We start from the raw sequence: 18,547 nt of genomic DNA on the forward strand, positions 1-18,547 counted from the left end.
AATTCTTCTATTTTAATTTATAAATGGTTACGCAAAAAATGATTTTACTTCGGATAAGGTTGGAGCGGACTGTTGTGCGCCAATACGTGTAACTGCGATCGCAGCAGCTCTGCTCGCCAACTCCATCGCTCGAACAGGTGTCTCCCCTTTTGATAATCCTACAACCAAAGCTCCATTAAAGACATCTCCAGCAGCAGTGGTATCTATTGCTTTTACTTTATAAGCGTCGACAAAGGCTGACTCCTCTGCAGAGTACAAAAAGGCACCCGCTGCTCCCATAGTAATGATAACCACCCTTGGCCCTAAACTATGGATCTTCATCGCCGCACGTTTCGCCGAATCAACATCTGTCACCGCTATTCCAGACAAAGCCTCAGCTTCCTGCTGATTGGGTGTTACAATATCGATGGTCTGTAAGATAAAATCAGATAACATACTCGCCGGGGCTGGATTTAAGACAACGACGGCCCCTACTTCCTTGGCATGGTGACAGACCTGCTCAATAGACCTTTGTGGAATTTCGAGCTGTACAAGTACAATTGTTTCCGAATTGATTGCTTTCTTTAATACCGTATCGTCCTCGAAACTGAGCTTTGCGTTAGCTCCTGAAGCGACGACAATATTATTTTCTGCATTTTTATCAATCGTAATGAGTGCGACCCCAGAGTTTTCTCCCCGATCTACCCCTATTCCAGAAACATCAATATTTTCATTTCGCAACTGCTTTATAGCCTCTTGTCCGAAAAGGTCGTCGCCTACTCGTGTGATAAAATGCACGTCTGCACCTAATCGAGCCGCCGCCACGGCCTGATTAGCGCCCTTTCCCCCAAGATTCATCAAGAACTCGCCACCTAAAACAGTTTCTCCCGGATTCGGAAACCGCTCTGTTTTGACAACCATATCGGTATTGGTACTACCAACGACAACAATTTTCTTTTCAATAAACATAGTAAGATTCACAAATTTATATTGGTCCGTTGTTACATTTTGCGACAACGTTAGCGCAATTTAAATAAAAAAAAGCTGCACCTCCAAATAAAAAGTGAAATATTGAGCTAAATAAAAATTAAAGGGATGTATTATAGACTTAACGATTGCGCAAATCCAATACAGAAGCTCGTGATATGAGGGATGAATCTAATAATATGACTTGCTCCGATTCCTCTCTCTTGGATTTACTTTTATCATTTATCTGCTCAAGCAAAAGTTTTACCGCCAACTGCGCAATCTGGGTGATAGGTTGAGCAATGGAAGTAACCGGAACCTCCAAATAGTCTAAGTAACTTGAATTGTCAAAAGATACAACAGATATTTCTTCTGGCACAGCTATCTTCGCTTCTTTTAGGGCTTTGAGCACTCCCAACAGTATCGTATCGCTGAGTGCTAATATTGCTGTCGCTCGATCTTTCTTTTGTAGCAGTAATTTTGTCTCTAAGTATCCCTCTTCCTCTGTAAAGCTTACACCTCCTAGATAGTAATACTTGAGATCGGATGCTCTTAACGCATCGCGATATCCCTGTACACGGTAGGTATTTGAAATTACTTTTTCATCTCCCTGTATACAAGCGATTTTTTGATGCCCTCTGTTAATAAGATATTGTACCAATTGAAAGGAAGATTTATAGTGATCGGTGGACACCGAATAGAAGTTAAAACCTGGAAAGAAGCGATCCACAAAAACGGTAGGAATAATCCCCTGATTGAGCAATTCATAATTTCTGCGTTCACCCAAAGGAATAGCAATCAGCCCAACTAGATTCTGTGCTTGCAGTGCCTGTAGCATTTTTTTTTCCTCTTTCTCATTATTATCACTATCACTCATCAAAACGACATAGCCCTGGGCGTGCAACATTTTGCTGACGGTACTAGCCACTATGGAAAAAAAAGGATTGCTTAAAGAAGGTACGATCAGCCCTACGGTGTGACTTTTATTGGAGCGCAAGGTCTTAGCCGCCATATTCGGTATGTAGCCTAATTTTTTTGCCTCGTCCAAAACAATTTGCTGAGTCACCCTGGATATGCGATACTTCTCTGATGTCCCATTTAATACTCTCGAAACCGTGGTTAAAGAAAAGTTCGTTTTTTGTGCAATGGTTTTAATTGTTACGTTGCCATCCATCTGTGAGCGGTTAAAATTATGACGACAATTCCAGAACCTGGATTATCTTTCTACGCAAGTATAGTTGAATCCACGAAGAATTCATAATTTTTGACCTAAATTAAACTGTGGCAATACAAATCATCTACTAAATAGACCTATATAGGCACGATGGTATTTGCTATTTCAGGTCTCATGGTAGTCAAATAGGCAAGGGATCGACATCTGTGATGTGACGTTCATTAAGCCACGCTGACATATTTAGAGTTACTAAAGATAGTCCTATCAATATTATGTCCATTATGCCTTTCGTATTATAAAGTACGAAATCATCTGATAGTGTCTCATCAAAAGCGTAAAATGGGAGCTAAAATAGAATAAGGTAGTGGAGAAAGAACTTATAACCCCAATGTAACCTTTATGTTATTATGACAATCGGACATACTATCTGCACAGAAATTGTCGTTATATCAGTATTCATAATTTAGGTTAATAATTGGTTAGTTAAAAATACCTGAAGCTCCCCGCTTCAGGTATTTTTTTTACCATTAGCAGTAGAGTAGTATGCTAATTATCTTTTTCATTTCTTTTTATTTTTAACAACATCTTACTTAATCCTTACCATAATCCCGGGACAAAAATTGAAATAAAGACTCGGTAATTTAGCTCCGAAAGAGGGTATGAAATTAATAAATGTTTAGTTTCTATGTTTTGACATTTTGACATCTGTACGCGGTTTCCTCCTTATTGGTTCAATGATCACCTCGCCCATTTCACTGAACTGCTCCTCGAGTTTTATCTTGATATTTTCATTCTTGGAAAGGTCGTGCTTGATGTTTTGGGTTTCAAATCCAATGAAATGTACTGATAATGGTAATGAATTTAAATTTTGATGGTTTAAGAATTTGAAAGTAAATCGTCCTTGCTGATCTGTCTTGAAAGACTGATAAGTAAATGGATTTCTAATCACAACGTGAGCCAAAGGTCTGTTTGATTGGTCGGTCACTACTCCCTGGATAGTAATGCTGTCCTTTAATCCCTGTTGATGCTGTAGATGGATGCTTGTAGTATCTCTAATATGGCTTTGGGCTACTGCGGATTGGGTAAACAATAATCCGGAGAGCGCTAGTCCAAAACCAAATCTGGATAGCTTTTGTATGTGCGAAAACTGGATTCTATAATCGGGAGCGGATTGTGTGCTTGATAGACGCCCGCATACTTTGCCCGTCGAACGTTGTACATAGCTGATAATATCTTCGGTCTTCCAATCTGTGAAATCGATTACTTCGAGATTACATGTCGAGCAGAACTTGCCGCCAACGGTAGGTGACATGTCGTCCCAAGATTGACTACATTTTTTCGGAATTTTAATGGACATGATTCGTATATATGATTTATAATGCCGACTTCTTATATCTGGATTTACAATTGTAATTTATAAAAATTACACGTATTGATCAATAGCCAGTAAATAGACACTTACAATATACTACATTTTGCTTCTCATTTGAAGAAGGACCTCAATATTAAATTATTGTTATAATGGCAGTCTTTTATACTATCGGCATAGGAATTGACGTTATATCAGTATTCATAATTTAGGTTAATAATTGGTTAGTTAGAACGCCCTGAAGCTCCCCGCTTCAGCGTGTTTTTTTTGGACAGGTACTTCTTTTAGACTATGCTAAGATCATCTATTTCTGATAAAATTCCTTTATCTCAAAACTGCCGTTGTTCAGCTTTTTCAGTTCTTTTATAAGATAATACCGATGTAAGAAACCTGTAAGCACCACGATTTTCTTACCTGGATGTTGCTGTGCGATATTATAAATATTATTGGCCATAGTCTGGTTTCTTAAGTCCCAGAAACTAGACATAAGCTTAAATCCATCTTTAAAGCTTATGGAATCCATATTGGGTTTAACAACGAATCTCTCGGCAAACTCGGGTCTTGTATCGGTAATCTTTAACATTTCCTTGTATTGATAATTCTGTCTTCTCTGGGCAATACTATCGGTTCTGCTATTATTAAAATTTTCGGGCGATAGACTGGCAATACGAATCAGTTCGTCGGTGGTACTGTTGAAGGTCTTATAGATAGTGGCTTCCTCTACCGTGAGGGCATTAGCCTTATAGAGACTATCTATCAATCGAAAAGTAAGGTTGTCGGTAGGAACCATTCCCCGATCCCTTCGATAGCTGTTTCTGCCTTCAAAATCAAACGGAAGCCGCAAGGTATTGGGATTGACTTTCAGATAAAGATTACTTGCTTTTATTTCATTTCCTTTTGGGTCTTCGCTACTCGCCTCGTATTCCTTCATCCCTTGACTTTCGACTTCGTGAAGTATAATGTCTGGACGTATCTGATCTATAATCTCATATAATATCTGCGGATGATAATTAGGAACACTGTCGTGAATATTACCTATTATATAGATCTGGGTACTTGATTTCTGCGCCGAGACATCGGCTACGGCTATAATGGAAAAAAGAATAAGTAGATAATATTTCATAATTCATTGCTTATTGACTGATAGTAAATCCATATAAGATAAGTTTTTTTAAAAACTGACCTGCATCTTCTTTGCTGTAAAAGTAAAATATATTCACCGCACTACTATGAAACTAAGGCATTAAATAGATGCTGTTGCATAATCAAGCCTTTGAAACAACTAAAATAGTTGGTAGTTTTAATCTAAAATCATTATGACCTCTTAGAGAATTATGAGTAAAAAGATAAAATCAAACCTTGTAGCAGATGACGATGGAAAAGGAGGCGACGAAAAATGACTAAGTTAATAATGTATGTATATTTACTTTTATTATATTCATCGGCATTTGGACAATCAAAAATGAGAAGTATTAATGAACTGATTAACACGGAAGACCCTGCTTGGCCACTGGTACAAGAGCGGATTCTCAATGCCAAAAACAAGGTTGAGGTATTGCCTGTGGATAATAAGCTAGCGCAGGATGCATTATTTAAAACGCAGGTAACAACCCGCTCTCCAATGGGAGCAATTGTATATATGACGGGTGGCATTCTGATAGACGACGGTTGGATACGAATATTGGGATCTGGGAGCGAAAGGCTAAATAGATCATTGCCGGATTGGAATAAAGGAAAGACATTTGATGATTTTGGAACCCCATGTCCTTACCTATTAATTGCTGATGATGCGGTTGGCGGATTTTACGTGCTGAATGGTGGTGGACTGGGAGAAGATTTGGGAATGGTATATTACTGGGCACCAGACAACCTGGAGTTTGAACCATTAGGTCTTACTTATACAGACTTTCTGAACTTTTGCCTCAACCATGATCTTAACGATTTTTATAAAGAACTCCGGTGGAGGGATTGGGAAAAAGATGTCAAAAATCTTAACGCGGATAGTATGTATAGCTTCTACCCGTTCTTGTGGTCAAAAGAGGGAAAGGATATCAATAAGTCCGAAAAAGCGATTGTGTCTGCTGAGGCGCTCTATAAACTGAATGTTGGATTTAGACAGCAACTATTTGGTAAGTAGACAAACGGAACCTTCTATTACTTTCTTGATAAATTGAACACCTCAGAATGAGCATTTACTCCTACCATCTGGTACAGACCTCTTCCCTATGGGGCTTGAAAACTATGATAGCTCCGCCTAGCCCTGACCGGGTATCTGGACTGATCTATGCGGAATGCATGACAGGGATGGTGCTAGGGTCGCCTGTATTTTCATTTTCGCGTATGCTGATCGGGCAATTGGTTCTATTTGCGCAATGGGAAAATGAAGCTGCACTGGATAGCTTCTTGGCAAAGGATAAGATAGGCAAAATATTCGCCAACGGCTGGCATGTGAGACTTGTATTGGCAAGGCAGTGGGGGCACTTTTCTAAGTTTGATATCCCGAAAGATATTGCAGAAATAGACCTATCGGACAGCCCCGTGGTGGCTGTAACTGTGGCGCGGATGAAACTATTGGAGGTACCGCGATTTATCCGCTGGGGCAGACCTGTGGAGAAGCTTGTACGGGACCACCCTGGTGTGCTACTCTCGCTGGCCTCAATACGTCTACCGCAGACAGTATCGACTTTCTCCATATGGCGATCTCAAGGGGAAATGACGGATATGGTACGTGGCCATAGTGATGTACCTCGTCCTAAAAGGCACGTAGAGGCCATGCAGGAAAGGAACAGGAGGGATTTTCATTTTGAATTTACGACTTTAAGGTTCAAAGCTGTCGCTGAATTTGGGGAGTGGAAGGGGAAACGCTATCTGACATGGGACTAGCTTATCCGATTCAAAAATTTCAAGACTGGTGCACACAGCAATGGGTCATCTTGTGGGGGAGAAAGATAGAACCTGAACCTCACTCGTGGTTAATGGGGGCTTTTGGTGACCTCAATGGCATAGGTGAACAGTTTATCAATGAATTGGTTGAAAAGGAGAACCTTGTTATTGAAAGGGATAGTGTCTCGAGAGGACTGATACCTTCTATCACAGCATTTGCCCTTGGCCCTGATGATCTATCCAGACTGTCCAGAAAAGTCATTGCCTTCTACGAAAACACGTCTGATTACAACCTTCGATTTGGATTACAATGGAGTCCTTTATTTAAGGTATTTGGCAAATTGGTGAATATGCTATTCAGCAGTAGAATCAATCAGCTGAATATCCCAACGGAAAATATAGCGGATAAGGAGTCGTTGACGAGTGAGATAATCGCGCTTCGGAATCCAAATACGAATGAGGTGGTATATACGATTTGGCTCAGGAAATTTAAAACCAGTGGTAAGGTTATTTATTCGGGGCTATATGGCACGTGTAAGCTGCCCTCTGGGGAAACTTGTTTAAAAGCTACCTTTCCCCTACCCAAGGGCAATGCTACGGTGATCATGTCTATCGGAGTCGGGGTAGATGGAGAACTGATACTGAACTCTTCGGGACGGAAATTTGGAGATGCAGGTTTCTATTTCTTATTACAGGATCGTAAAGGTGCGTACTGGAGCCAGTATATCCGCTCATTCCGTGATAGATTGACGGTATGTGAAAGGGAGAATAGCCTGACCGCTGAACAGGTGCTGACGCTTTGGAATCAGACCGTTGTTCGTTTCAACTATACTATGAGAATGAAGTAAAGTGGCACTTAAAAAGACAAAATCAGACATATTACCTGTATGGGAATTGAACTTATATCGATATGCATAATTCGGGTTAATAATTGGTTAGTTAACGTCTCTAAAGCTCTATAATACTAATTCATATCGTATAGACCGTCCCGCCCCAAGTAAGCTTAAGGCTCCTATTTCGCCTAAGTGCTGTAAATCTCGGGTAGCAGTAGCTTTAGAAGCTTTTGTTATGGCAACATACTTTTTAGCAGTCATACCTCCTTCAAAACCTTCTACTCCCGATTCAAACATTCTATTGATAGCTTTCAGTTCTCTTTCATTTAACTGTGCTTTAAATTTGTCGAAGAATTTGACTTTCTTAACGACAAACTCAACCAGCTGCTTTGCTTCAACCTGTGCTTCTAAAATGACCTTTGCGAAATATTCAATCCAGTCGGAAATCTCGAGAGTGGACTGCGCAGATTTCAGCGCATTATAATACTGGGTCTTATTTTTTTCAATGACCTTAGAAATTGATAATAAAACGGGACTTTGCAGGGTATACGACAAAGCATATTCGGCCAAAGCTCTGCCGATGCGGCCGTTTCCATCTTCGAACGGATGAATACTTTCAAAATACAGATGCGTAATCGCTGATTTTACCAAAGACTGACTCACTTTGTCCGGTATTGAAAAATCAGTATTATTAAACCATTCTACAAAGTTGACCATTTCTTCCGCTACTCTAGCTGAAGGGGGAGCTTCATAATGTACTATTTCTTTACCATGGGCGCCTGAGATAACCTGCATAGGCTCATGTCCAGCGCGCCATTGACCAGCTTGTATTCGGGTAAATGATTCCATCAACATCTTGTGCCACTCCAAAATCATTGTTATGGATAATTCCTTTTTATAAGCCTGCCTTACATTGGTCATCAACTGGGCTATACCAGCTACGCGTATATCACGCACTTTGGTATCATCCTTTAAACCTAGATTGCGCTTGATAGATGACATCACATCTACTCGGCTCATATACTCGCCTTCTATCTCAGAGGTTTTTATTGCTTCAGCGATTAGAATCTCAATAATGGTTTCTTGCTTTAAATCATCATTTAAAGCAGTTACTAGACCAGTGACCTGTCCAAGTTCTTCTGCAAAAGAAACTGCAATAGCTTGAATATTTTCAAGTGTATAGCTAAACGCAGGCCAGGCTTTATATTGCCAATTATACATAATGAGCCGATTAAAAGATTTATTCAACTCAAATATAGCTAAAATTTGAGCCGATTAGCAAAATTAATCGGCTCACGATTATTAAGAATACCTGAATTGATTCACTTCAGGCATTTTTTGTAGACGCTGTAAACCAAGAAGGTTATATCTTAAGCTTGAAGCCTGCTGAGGCATAGGGCGAGGTCTGGAAGTAATATCCTTTACTAACAAACATGCTCTTTATACTTCTATCTGTCATTTCTGCAGGGCGGAAGGCGTTTATGCCTAAGGTAATGGGAATAGACAGTTTTTTACCGAGTTTTATCTCTGGGCGCAAGCCTGTGACCACATATAGGTGTGAAAATATTTTATCCTGTCCATTCTGCTCCAACAGCGCCATCTGCCCATTCATCTCCCCGATGAGGCTTAGAGAAATATTCTCACGCGCCTCATACTTGACCGACATAGTCAAACCATCCATCAGCGCGATATTCACTTTGAAATGCCCATCTGTTCGCCAGTTTAGATAAATAGCCGGAAGTACCATCGGTGCCCCAAAAGAGTTGTTAAGCGCTACTCCGCCACCTAGATCCAGATTAGGCTTGAGGTGGTAGATAAAGACTGCGCCGGCCATGCCCAAGATATTTTTACCGTTCAATTGGGAAAGCTTTGTGTTGGGCATATAAACACCTGCACCAACTGTAGCCAACATGGACCAACGTGGAGAAATAGGACGCATGTGATTTAGACTGATGCCTACATTTAATATTTCATCAATAACTAAGGGTTCGGTGAAATTTTGATTATCCAGATTGGAATAAACACCTTGGGCGCCTATAGACCATAGGGTCGGCCGCTGACGTTCGTCTAGTTTTAGGGACAGAGGAACACTTATCGTCGCCTGATGCACCTGGGCGGAACCTTTACTATCCCCTATAGGTTGGCTCTTCTCCCCTTCCATAATGCGATATCCTGATCTGCCAAGGTACTCACTCTTCCATTCAAATTGAACTTGAGCAGATACACTTACATAGGCCAATAGTATATAGATAAACAGGAAACTTTTTTTCATCGTGCGTTGTCGTTTATTCTATGACAACAAACTAGGTTTATACCCTTAAGGGTATAAAATATTACTCAAGTAGCACATTATACCTTTTGGGCTATAATCTAGGACAACCAAATCCTAACGGCACAATAATTGCATTTTAGGTAAAAATCAATAATCAAAAAGTATGACTAAAAAGATGATATGGGCCCTGTCCTTATTTGCGCTATTTTTTTCGGGATGTAAAAAAGATGAGGCTACTGGGACGGTAGACACAACGTATATGTCGGTAAAAATCGATGGTATTGAAAAACAGTTTTCCGCCGTGAATGCCCGCTGGGTGGACGGTGGTAATTTCTTAGAAATCACAGGTTCAAATGATGGTAAGGAATGGCTTACGATAACGGTTATGTCAGAAAATACGAGGGTATCTAGTGGTCGATATTCCTTGGATACTTCGGGACCTAATATGCTTGGGGGGTACTCTGTAACAAAAGATAATCAACAACTCAACGTGACAGCCACGGGAGGTACGTATGCGCCCGAGGACGCCCTGAATTTAGAAATTACTAAAGTTAATAACACGGCAGTGGAAGGTTCATTTTCGGGTGCTTTTGTACGTGTAGAAGGACTTAAGACGCTACAAGTTGTGTCAATAGCCAATGGGAAATTCAAAGCTGATATTAAGCCTAACTAATCGCTCGCTATAACTTATTTTTGCATAACGATAGTAAAAGGATAATTTTAAACCTGATGGATTCAAAACAATTATTTAGACTTTTTAATAGCAAATATCACCTCACAAACTGGCATAATGAAGATGGTGAACCTGCACAAAGTGAGCGTGAGGTAACATGGCGCTATTGTGGGGTCGGTGAAGAGTTTAGGGTTGAAACTGTCGATTGGATCATTAATAAGCTATTTGAAGATGATGAGGTCTATCTGTGCATCGGATCAAACAAGAGTGCATTAGTACCAAAATCTACACTCACTGATGAGATCGGAAAGGTATTGCACAAAAAGGAAATAGGACTAATGAATAAAGCATTGACAAAAATGCTGTTTTTCAACTCGTATGGCACATTCAAAAGCGGTGTTATACAGGATTTTCCGGAACACCGTCCAAGACCTGTGGGCAGTCCTCTGAAAGTAGCGATCCATGCGAATATAGTCGATCAGCGTACCAGCGGTGTCGCTGATGTCATCGGCAAGCACCTGACCAATCTAGAGGGTATGCTGCGTAATGACTATGGTGGCGAGATGGAGCATCTGTGGATAGATCTGGAGCTTCTGGAAAATAGCAAGCCCTATTCATTCCGCTTTCAGAAAAGGGTTGCAAGTTCAACATCGTACACCGAATTTTATGCCTACAATGTGGGGCACTATAGTGTCCAGCCGGATTTCGATATATTAATGAAGCTGTCGTCGGAAGATGAGATCTGCTCCTATATACTGGAACTGCTATATGAATCGACTTCTGTGCTGATCCATAAGGAGAAAAAAATAGGCGATTTTGATGTGGCCAGATTCCGAACTGATTTTATATCAGCCTGTGAAGGGGTATCACAGAGATGAGGTCATTACTGTAGCGTGAGCTGGTTAATCTATAATGAACTGTTTTTTGAATAAAAACTTCAATGATAACTTTATATTATTATGACAATTACGCATACTATCGGCATAGGTTTTGTCGTTATATCAGTATTCATAATTTAGGTTAATAATTGGTTAGTTAAAAATACCTGAAGCTCCCCGCTTCAGGTATTTTTTATTTTTTGCTCTCCTTATTTTTTTAGCTATCTGTGAGCTAAGCGAATAGAAAATCGCTTAGAAGAACGGAATACTTTTTGATAGTGCGATTAAAAAAAATTTATTTATGAAAATAATATTTTTGGTTTTCTTTATTGTTCTGTCATTCTTTTTAATGTTCAACGCCTCCGCAATGATTGAAAAGAAAAGATTAATGATTTTCTATGGAGTAGGGATGGTTGTGACTATTTTATTATTTATTCTTAGTCCAGCCATTGCTTTTGGAATTTCAAAAGTAGCTACCATCGATTATAACGCTATAGATAAACTTGTTAAGTCTTTATTTCTATCATTTCTATGCTTGTTCTTTTTGAATCTGTTTATTCTTTTGGTAGTGGAAAATCTAATTAACTTCTTTATTGGTTTTCACCAAACAAATAATCAAGCTAATCTTAGTAAGAATCCTATAAGAGCTGTGATTGAAAACAAATCAAGAATACTGACATTGACGAAAGGTGTTTTCTTTGTTTTAGGTCAATGTCTCCCTTACTACGGTATTTGGATTGGATCGTATAGATAGTTTATTAAAAATACAGTGTCCTCAAACTGCATTCTTTTGCATAGAATTACTTCTTTTCCTTTTTAATAAGAATGTAATTTCCACTTGTAGCATCTTTTACGACAGTGTAATTCGAATCAATCTGTAGTGACCAACCATCGCCCTGTATCAATTCCTCCTCTATCACTGTAGGTACACTAACTGATATATTTCCCCAATTGGGAGACATTAAAGCTCCGTTATTAACGTCGAGAATTCCCCAATTGTCGGTGACCCGTATATTCGGATAAACCGTTCCTTTATCTTCTATCGGAAGAATATTACGTGGATCGAATGAAGTATTCATATTCTCAAATTTGATCTTAAAATGTGGCTGCTCGATAAACTTGGATTTATAGATTGCAACCCTCGCTTTTATCTGTTCGCTGCGATGGTCCTCTTCCGCAACAATAAGCTCTCCATCGTATGCGCTAAGATTTTTCGCTGCGGCGGATTTTAAATCCTTTGGTAGTTTAACCTTAAAGCTTTCTATAAAATAATCTGTCAGATTGCTATCGGCAGTTATTTTCTGATGCCAAAGTGGATTCTTCTGGCTCAATAAATAGCCATATATAGGTGTCGTATTGTAGGCAAAAGAGCGTACGAAGGTAGGGTTTTTAAAAAAATCGTCAAGAGTATTCGTAAAATGGTATTTAATCTGCTCTCTGTCTCGATTGCTAATCATAAGGCCTGTGTACTCGGCTAATCCCTCATTGAGCTCGAGCTGATTCTCTAGGTCGTTGGATCCTGGAAAAATGGCATTCCTATATTTTCTAAATATAAGCGCGTTGGTAAGGTGTTTTTGCTGTACTCTCGGTGCATCGGCAAGTATTGCCTTTTTGAGCGCTTCTAATTCTAAACGTAGGTATATTCTACCTTCTTTTTCTTCCAAGTGATTACTTTCCTTATTAAACTGAGTGTATCCTAGAGAAGTCTGTATGGTATGGAAGAGCTCGTGCGCTAAGAGATTAATCCGATCATGCTTATTTTTGGAAAGTGGTAACATTATCATTGCCCATGTCTTTCCGTTCCATTGGAGGGCGGTATTCGCACTATTGATATTCTCTGGCAATTTACCTACATAAATCTCATTCTGAAGCTGTAATGTGTTATTTTGATCGGGCTGATTGGCATATAGTTGCCTACTTTTGGGGTCGACCAATAAAATACCTCCATACAGGTCTTTGTTCCATAAATCGGTCTTCTGTCTAGTGGCTTCTTTTATCTCTTTGAAGTATTCTGAAATCTGATCTATATTATGTGTATCTACCTGTTGACCAAAGACTGTCAACACATAAATTAAACTTACAATTACTGTAAATATTCTCTGCATAGTTAGTTGCGTAACTAAAATTGGCATCCATAACAAATCTAAACAATTATTTGGATTGTAGTGTGTTAATCCGCTTCAGCTGTTTTTTGTATTGACCCGGATGCAAATTCACCTACAAGCCGAACTTTTCTATCTCTTGCCATAAAAGAAACGATACAATAAGGTATATTGCCCAATTGAAATTACAGCGTAATGAAAACGAAATACTTTTGGCTCCTCGGGGCTGTCTGTTTGATATTTTTCCTGTCTATACCTGCTTTTCACTTGTTGACGACAAAGTGGAAGGAAAACGGAACGGAAGTCGAAATTCCGCAAGGATATACGAATGATGCCAGTCAGTTAAATCTGACAAAGATGGATACTATTATCGCTATTCCAGCAGATAAAGGCCAAATCGAAGCGCAACTTAAAGAGATTTTCAAATATGCTAGTGAGAAGGGCCTAAAGATCTCTATCTCGGGGGCAAAACATAGCATGGGAGGCCACACGATATCACCTGATGGCGTTTTATTGAATATGCTCCCCTATAAACATATGGAGCTTGATACCGTAAATAATATCTTATCAATAGGTTCTGGCGCTCTATGGGAGGATGCGCTGAATTATCTCGACAAATACGGTAAATCTATTGCTATAATGCAGGCTTTTAGTTCTTTCTCTATCGGAGGATCAATCAGTGTGAATGGTCATGGCTGGCAAAAGGACTTACCACCGATATCGCACAGTGTTCACTCTTTTTCGATTATGTTGGCTGATGGTAAGGTGCTACAATGCAGCAGGAACGAAAATCAGGAACTATTCAAGCTGGTATTAGGTGGCTATGGTTTATTTGGCGTAATACTGGATGTAAAGCTCCACGTCATGGACAATACAGCACTGACCTATAAGTATATCAAGCTGTCTCCGGCTAATTATGTAAGTTACTATAAGAAATATGTATCTGACAACCCTAAGGTGAACCTTGTATTTGGAAGGCTGCGGATATCGGACAAACATTTTCTGGAGGAGGCTACGCTTAACTATTTTGAGGAGGTAAAGACGGATGTGCCTCCACTCCAGCAAACCAAGAGTACAGAAGCCCAACGTTTGGTATTTAGAGGTAGTGTAGGTAGTGAATATGGAAAGAGACTGCGATGGGACTTGGAAACGGGTAAGAATAAGGTCTCTAAGAATGAGATATACTCTAGAAATGAACTCTTAAATGATCATGTCTCGCTGATTGAAAACAAAGATACTACTTCGACGGATCTGTTACAGGAGTACTTTATTCCAGAACGACATTTCAATCAGTTTATAACGGATATCAAACCGATTTTAAAAAAGTCTAAGATTGATCTATTAAATATCACTATACGTGGCGTCCGTGAGGACAAGGATAGTTATCTAAACTATGCGAAAGAAGATGTATATGGTTTTGTAATCTTGTTCAACCAAAAGAAAACGAAAGAACAGGAAGAAGCAATGAAAAAGCTGACTAATGAGCTAGTGGATGTAGCCCTGAAAAATGAAGGAACGTTTTACCTGCCTTATAGGCTGCACATCGACAGGGAAAAGATGCGAAAAGCGTATCCGCAGGCAGACAGTTTCTTTCGTATGAAACTAAATTATGACCCTACGGAGCTATTTAGTAATAGATTTTACGAGCATTATAAATAGGTCGGCTTAATAAGCTATGTGGGCATAGTCCAATTTATCACATAAATAATGGAAAGCGGGGTGTTTTTTCCGAAAACGATAAACTTAATACTGCTCTAGATCGGAAAAGCTTAAATCTTGTATTTTGGGCAGAGAGTTGATTTTTATGGTCTTTTTCGTTTTGTGGAAGATATCGTCGGATCCCAGTTCTTGCTGAAACTCGATTTTTGTTTTTGCTATTAAATCTATCTCTGTTTCGAAGGTGGTGTTTTTACCGTTCCAGTAAACGCGTGAGATCTTGATCAGTTCGAAATTATTTTGCCTGAATCTAAATTCATAACAGCTTTTTCGGTCCTTGATATTTGTCAGCATTCTTAACTTCCCTTCTTCAATAAAAAAGTCTGGAATTGGGTTTCCATTATGTCCACCATTCTTATAGGGTGGATATTCGCATTCCATTATCTTGGTAGAGGAAACGGCAAGCTGAAGTTTCCTATTCGGCTGTGAAAGAAATATCTGTACCCGCAATGGTCTGGTATCGTCGTCCACATCCATCTCTAAAACAACTACATCATCGTGTTTGTCATTGTTCAGGTCCCCTACTTCTCTTTGTACTAGAGCCGTAAAACTGCCTTTAGGGTCATTTTTTTGTGCATGTAGACCAATTGTGGCCAAAAGAAGTGGTAATATAGAAAACAGTATTTTCATGGGGTTAAAATTTAAAGTCCTTTTTCTTTACATATTTTCGAATAGTACTTCTCCAACATCTTTACATTATTATTTCGTTCTTCTGATTTTTCATCGTTCTTATCCGTATATACTAACCATTTGCGGTAGAGCTCGTGGAAAACCTCTGCTCCCATTTCGGTTAGGTCTTTATTTTCGAAATTGAGGTGAAGGATCCTACCTTGTTTATCCAGAGGATTGAGTTTCAAAAGTTTCTTTTCGTAGCAAAACCTTAGGAAAGTGATATGGAGATTGTAAATCTCTACGATGCTATTGGGATAGGACCGATTGGCTTTAAACAAATAGGATATATCGGCAACAAACTCTGTATGATAATATAAATCGTGGTAGACATGTCCAATTGCTTTTTTCAGGAGTTCAATATCTTCTATCTGCTTTATTAAAATCAATCTATAATAGGCCCAGCCAAAAGGATTTTCTTCAGTGACACCCTCAAACATTTTTCTTAAGTTCTCGGTTGATAACAGGTATAATCTATTCTCGTAGAGAACACCTATCCTTTTCCCATTTTGCGTAATAATGTATTCTCCGAAAATAGGCTCAAGGGAAATGTTGAGAATGGTTCTACATTGTTGTTCGAACTGCTTTGCAAATTTCTTAGTGGTCATGTGTTATGTATCGGATATAAAATGCGCTGATCTGGATTGAACTTATTCTGTACAGATGCTTTGTAAATGGGCGATGTATTCTTTGATCATCGGAAGTCCTCCTAGTGCTTCGCATTCGCGATAATACTTCCATGCGGATTTACAATTGTTGTTTAAAAGATGAGTCATTGATAATTTGATCAGTGTATTTCGATCCTTATCATCTATTTCATAAGACTCTTCCAATAAGCGGAGTGCTTGATCTAAGTCTCTAGTGGTACCACCATCTCCCTGCTGGAATCTGACCATATAGTAGCTCCCTAAATCTGTGAGGAGATGTGTATTCTTCGGATTTTCCTTCAGTCCTATCTCATACTGCTCCTTAGCTTTATCAAACATAGACCGCTTCATGTACACTGCTCCGAACCCCCAATAAATATCCGTATTGGTACTATCAATCAAATAGGCCTGATTGAACCGGTACATAGCGGTCTTGACATCTTCCTGATTCAGATAATCGAAGCCAAGTTTTATTAATTCGTCCGAAGCAAGTCTATTATTATTTCTATACTTATCATCGCTAAGAATCGTATCCAAAAAATCTTGGTCTGCAGCCAGCTGCTCTTTACTTTTCTGCACACCTCCGTACTTTGGTAACATTCTAATATCGCCAGGATGTTCTCTTTCCTGTATGCAGGATGCTATGCCGAAAACGAAGAAAGACAGGGCGATTGTTCGGATTAAAATACGCATTGATTAATAACTAGTAAATGGATACTTACAATATACTACTTTTTTGCTTTTTATTTCATATGTATAAAATTTACTCCTATTGTCGGTCTGTTATAAAATAAAAGACCAACATACACAATCGATAACTTAAAATGCTAAATTTGTTTTCATGAGGTTATTCAGTTACTTAATTATCTTGTCCAATATCGTTTTTCTTTCATTCGATAGACAACAGCATCCCATACATAAAGAGTGGCAGCTCGTAGCCGAGCGGATAACTTATTTTAACCTAGATGGCAGCCCTTATGACCAAGCTAAAGATAGATTGGATTCCGTCAAAAATGTAACGGTACAGTTTTTACCCGATGGATCGTTTAAATCTCGTGAAGGTAATGGCAGTTACACTGTTTCCAAAGATTCTGTACATTTAAGCCTCAATGGGAAAAAGGTCTCCTACAAATACGAATTGGATAATTCGAAACTAATCATGGAAACTCATTTCACAGAAAATAGCCATAAAATCAGATCAAGGCTTTACATGGAGTAGTAAGCGCGAAAAAGGCGTCTTCTCCTGACCAGACCATTTGTATTTATAGATGGTACTTTGCTGCTGCCCATCGCTACTTTTATTATTGTGGGAGATATAGAATAACCCGTTGCCTATAGGACATAGTCCTGTAGCTCCCCATGGAAAATACCAGCCCGATATTCCGGATTTGATATCCTTGATCCCCCCTTCGGCCAGATGCAACATCGCTACCTTTTCTGGCTTATTATCTGATATGATTGTCTTCTTTGTAGGCACACGTTGGCCATCGATCACGAACAGGTCATAATTAGGATATATGGATTTTTTGCCTTTATACACGGCAGCAAAAAAATTGCCCGAATAAGCGTCGTAGGCTAGATTTTGAATACCGTAGGTGGTACTCCCGGTTTTTAAGAAATACTTTGCGTTAGGCTTCTTAGGTCCTGAATGATGCAGCTTGTCCTTTATAAGCTCTTGGCCATAGCTATCCCAATCTTTGATATCATATTGCAAAATAACCTGATAGTCATTATCATCTCTAGTCGTATCTCCATATACACCATACGCCACGTAGAGGTACTCCTTTTTATTTTTTGGGGTACCAAAAGCGGGTCCAAAAGTAAGGCCATCGATACCAGAACAAGCATAACGGTGTGCTTTTACTTCACCACCTACTTTTACAGAAGCTTCGTAGTCTATAACTGGTTCGGCCAGGTACACAGTCTTTAAGAGATCTTCTTTCTCAGCACTCATCGCAGGGCGCACAATCTTGGAGCCGTCAAAGATCGCGATATAAAATCCATTCTCTTTTGGATCATCTACCCCCAATTCTTTGCTTATGCCTTTGCCAATTCCGTCATTCTTATACTCCAAAGAGCCGTATACTTTTCCGTCTTTAAAATCGAGATCCCCCAAGTGTCCGGAGAACCCAACGACGCTACCTATTAACTTGCCTGACAGGTCCATCTTAATCAAGCTATTGGTGAATGAGAAATAGACGCAACTATTGATGCTGTCCACAGCCACCCCCTGCACATGAAACTTGCCTTGATCTCCGGTGGCGATAGAATCGGGCCACGTGGGTATCATTTTTTGACTATACAACGAACACACTCCAGCTAGGTAGCAGCATAAGATTAAGATTGCTTTTTTCATGTCTTTAAAGCTACGTTAGTTCAGTCTAAA

The 18,547-nt window shown here is 39.4% G+C and carries 19 protein-coding genes; 8 read left to right on the forward strand and 11 right to left on the reverse strand.

Features of this window, described 5'->3' with window-relative positions; genetic code table 11:
* Positions 1-27: 27 nt before the first annotated feature.
* The 4 genes from rbsK to CLV99_RS05975 all read right to left on the reverse strand — a co-directional run bounded on the left by rbsK (position 28) and on the right by CLV99_RS05975 (position 4,611).
* The gene (rbsK, locus tag CLV99_RS05960) at positions 28-948 is read right to left on the reverse strand and encodes a ribokinase (protein WP_133583560.1); all 921 of its coding nucleotides are present in this window, start codon (positions 946-948) and stop codon (positions 28-30) included.
* 139 nt (positions 949-1,087) lie between these two features.
* Positions 1,088-2,119: a LacI family DNA-binding transcriptional regulator gene (locus tag CLV99_RS05965; RefSeq protein WP_133583561.1), complete on the reverse strand. Its 1,032-nt coding sequence runs from the start codon at positions 2,117-2,119 to the stop codon at positions 1,088-1,090.
* 676 nt (positions 2,120-2,795) lie between these two features.
* Positions 2,796-3,476 (reverse strand): carboxypeptidase-like regulatory domain-containing protein, encoded by a 681-nt coding sequence (locus CLV99_RS05970; protein WP_133583562.1) that lies wholly within the window; start codon positions 3,474-3,476, stop codon positions 2,796-2,798.
* A 316-nt stretch (positions 3,477-3,792) separates the two neighbouring features.
* A complete protein-coding gene (locus CLV99_RS05975; RefSeq protein ID WP_133583563.1) occupies positions 3,793-4,611 on the reverse strand; it encodes a hypothetical protein in 819 nt (272 codons plus the stop codon).
* A 339-nt stretch (positions 4,612-4,950) separates the two neighbouring features.
* Between CLV99_RS05975 and CLV99_RS05980 the strand changes: the two genes are divergently transcribed.
* From CLV99_RS05980 to CLV99_RS05990, 3 genes are read left to right on the forward strand one after another with little or no spacing between them, the layout of a single operon-like run.
* The gene (locus CLV99_RS05980) at positions 4,951-5,625 is read left to right on the forward strand and encodes a DUF2625 domain-containing protein (RefSeq protein ID WP_133583564.1); all 675 of its coding nucleotides are present in this window, start codon (positions 4,951-4,953) and stop codon (positions 5,623-5,625) included.
* Between the two features lie 47 nt (positions 5,626-5,672).
* Positions 5,673-6,371, forward strand: coding sequence for a hypothetical protein (locus CLV99_RS05985; RefSeq protein ID WP_133583565.1), 699 nt, complete (start codon positions 5,673-5,675; stop codon positions 6,369-6,371).
* Positions 6,362-7,219 (forward strand): hypothetical protein, encoded by an 858-nt coding sequence (locus tag CLV99_RS05990; RefSeq protein WP_133583566.1) that lies wholly within the window; start codon positions 6,362-6,364, stop codon positions 7,217-7,219. The genes CLV99_RS05985 and CLV99_RS05990 overlap by 10 nt, the downstream gene beginning before the upstream one ends.
* A gap of 108 nt (positions 7,220-7,327) precedes the next feature.
* On the opposite strand, the gene CLV99_RS05995 is transcribed toward CLV99_RS05990, so the two are convergent.
* Together CLV99_RS05995 and CLV99_RS06000 are read right to left on the reverse strand one after the other, a co-directional pair.
* Positions 7,328-8,425, reverse strand: coding sequence for a DUF4172 domain-containing protein (locus CLV99_RS05995; protein ID WP_211348430.1), 1,098 nt, complete (start codon positions 8,423-8,425; stop codon positions 7,328-7,330).
* Between the two features lie 142 nt (positions 8,426-8,567).
* Entirely contained in the window at positions 8,568-9,476 is a 909-nt protein-coding gene (locus CLV99_RS06000) for a DUF6268 family outer membrane beta-barrel protein (RefSeq protein ID WP_133583567.1), read from the reverse strand.
* Between the two features lie 163 nt (positions 9,477-9,639).
* On the opposite strand from CLV99_RS06000, the gene CLV99_RS06005 reads away from it, so the two are divergent.
* The 3 genes from CLV99_RS06005 to CLV99_RS06015 all read left to right on the forward strand — a co-directional run bounded on the left by CLV99_RS06005 (position 9,640) and on the right by CLV99_RS06015 (position 11,781).
* On the forward strand, positions 9,640-10,149 hold the full coding sequence (locus CLV99_RS06005) for a hypothetical protein (protein WP_133583568.1): 510 nt from the start codon (positions 9,640-9,642) through the stop codon (positions 10,147-10,149).
* Between the two features lie 56 nt (positions 10,150-10,205).
* Entirely contained in the window at positions 10,206-11,027 is an 822-nt protein-coding gene (locus CLV99_RS06010; RefSeq protein WP_133583569.1) for a hypothetical protein, read from the forward strand.
* Positions 11,028-11,328: 301 nt separating this feature from the next.
* Entirely contained in the window at positions 11,329-11,781 is a 453-nt protein-coding gene (locus tag CLV99_RS06015) for a hypothetical protein (protein WP_133583570.1), read from the forward strand.
* A gap of 46 nt (positions 11,782-11,827) precedes the next feature.
* Here the strand turns inward: CLV99_RS06015 and CLV99_RS06020 are convergent, their stop codons facing one another.
* Positions 11,828-13,132 (reverse strand): hypothetical protein, encoded by a 1,305-nt coding sequence (locus CLV99_RS06020; protein ID WP_133583571.1) that lies wholly within the window; start codon positions 13,130-13,132, stop codon positions 11,828-11,830.
* Positions 13,133-13,324: 192 nt separating this feature from the next.
* On the opposite strand from CLV99_RS06020, the gene CLV99_RS06025 reads away from it, so the two are divergent.
* Positions 13,325-14,788: an FAD-binding oxidoreductase gene (locus CLV99_RS06025; RefSeq protein WP_133583572.1), complete on the forward strand. Its 1,464-nt coding sequence runs from the start codon at positions 13,325-13,327 to the stop codon at positions 14,786-14,788.
* Between the two features lie 84 nt (positions 14,789-14,872).
* Here the strand turns inward: CLV99_RS06025 and CLV99_RS06030 are convergent, their stop codons facing one another.
* From CLV99_RS06030 to CLV99_RS06040, 3 genes are read right to left on the reverse strand one after another with little or no spacing between them, the layout of a single operon-like run.
* The gene (locus CLV99_RS06030; protein ID WP_133583573.1) at positions 14,873-15,475 is read right to left on the reverse strand and encodes a hypothetical protein; all 603 of its coding nucleotides are present in this window, start codon (positions 15,473-15,475) and stop codon (positions 14,873-14,875) included.
* Positions 15,476-15,486: 11 nt separating this feature from the next.
* Positions 15,487-16,122, reverse strand: a complete 636-nt coding sequence (locus CLV99_RS06035; RefSeq protein ID WP_133583574.1) for a hypothetical protein — start codon at positions 16,120-16,122, stop codon at positions 15,487-15,489.
* A gap of 42 nt (positions 16,123-16,164) precedes the next feature.
* The gene (locus CLV99_RS06040) at positions 16,165-16,854 is read right to left on the reverse strand and encodes a tetratricopeptide repeat protein (protein WP_133583575.1); all 690 of its coding nucleotides are present in this window, start codon (positions 16,852-16,854) and stop codon (positions 16,165-16,167) included.
* A 148-nt stretch (positions 16,855-17,002) separates the two neighbouring features.
* Between CLV99_RS06040 and CLV99_RS06045 the strand changes: the two genes are divergently transcribed.
* Positions 17,003-17,380: a lipocalin family protein gene (locus CLV99_RS06045; protein ID WP_133583576.1), complete on the forward strand. Its 378-nt coding sequence runs from the start codon at positions 17,003-17,005 to the stop codon at positions 17,378-17,380.
* Here CLV99_RS06045 and CLV99_RS06050 read toward each other — a convergent pair.
* A complete protein-coding gene (locus tag CLV99_RS06050; protein ID WP_246032703.1) occupies positions 17,360-18,451 on the reverse strand; it encodes a hypothetical protein in 1,092 nt (363 codons plus the stop codon). The two genes, CLV99_RS06045 and CLV99_RS06050, sit on opposite strands and share 21 nt — an antisense overlap.
* Positions 18,452-18,547: the final 96 nt, after the last annotated feature.

It is taken from the genome of Sphingobacterium yanglingense, from assembly GCF_004363245.1.
GTDB lineage: Bacteria > Bacteroidota > Bacteroidia > Sphingobacteriales > Sphingobacteriaceae > Sphingobacterium > Sphingobacterium yanglingense.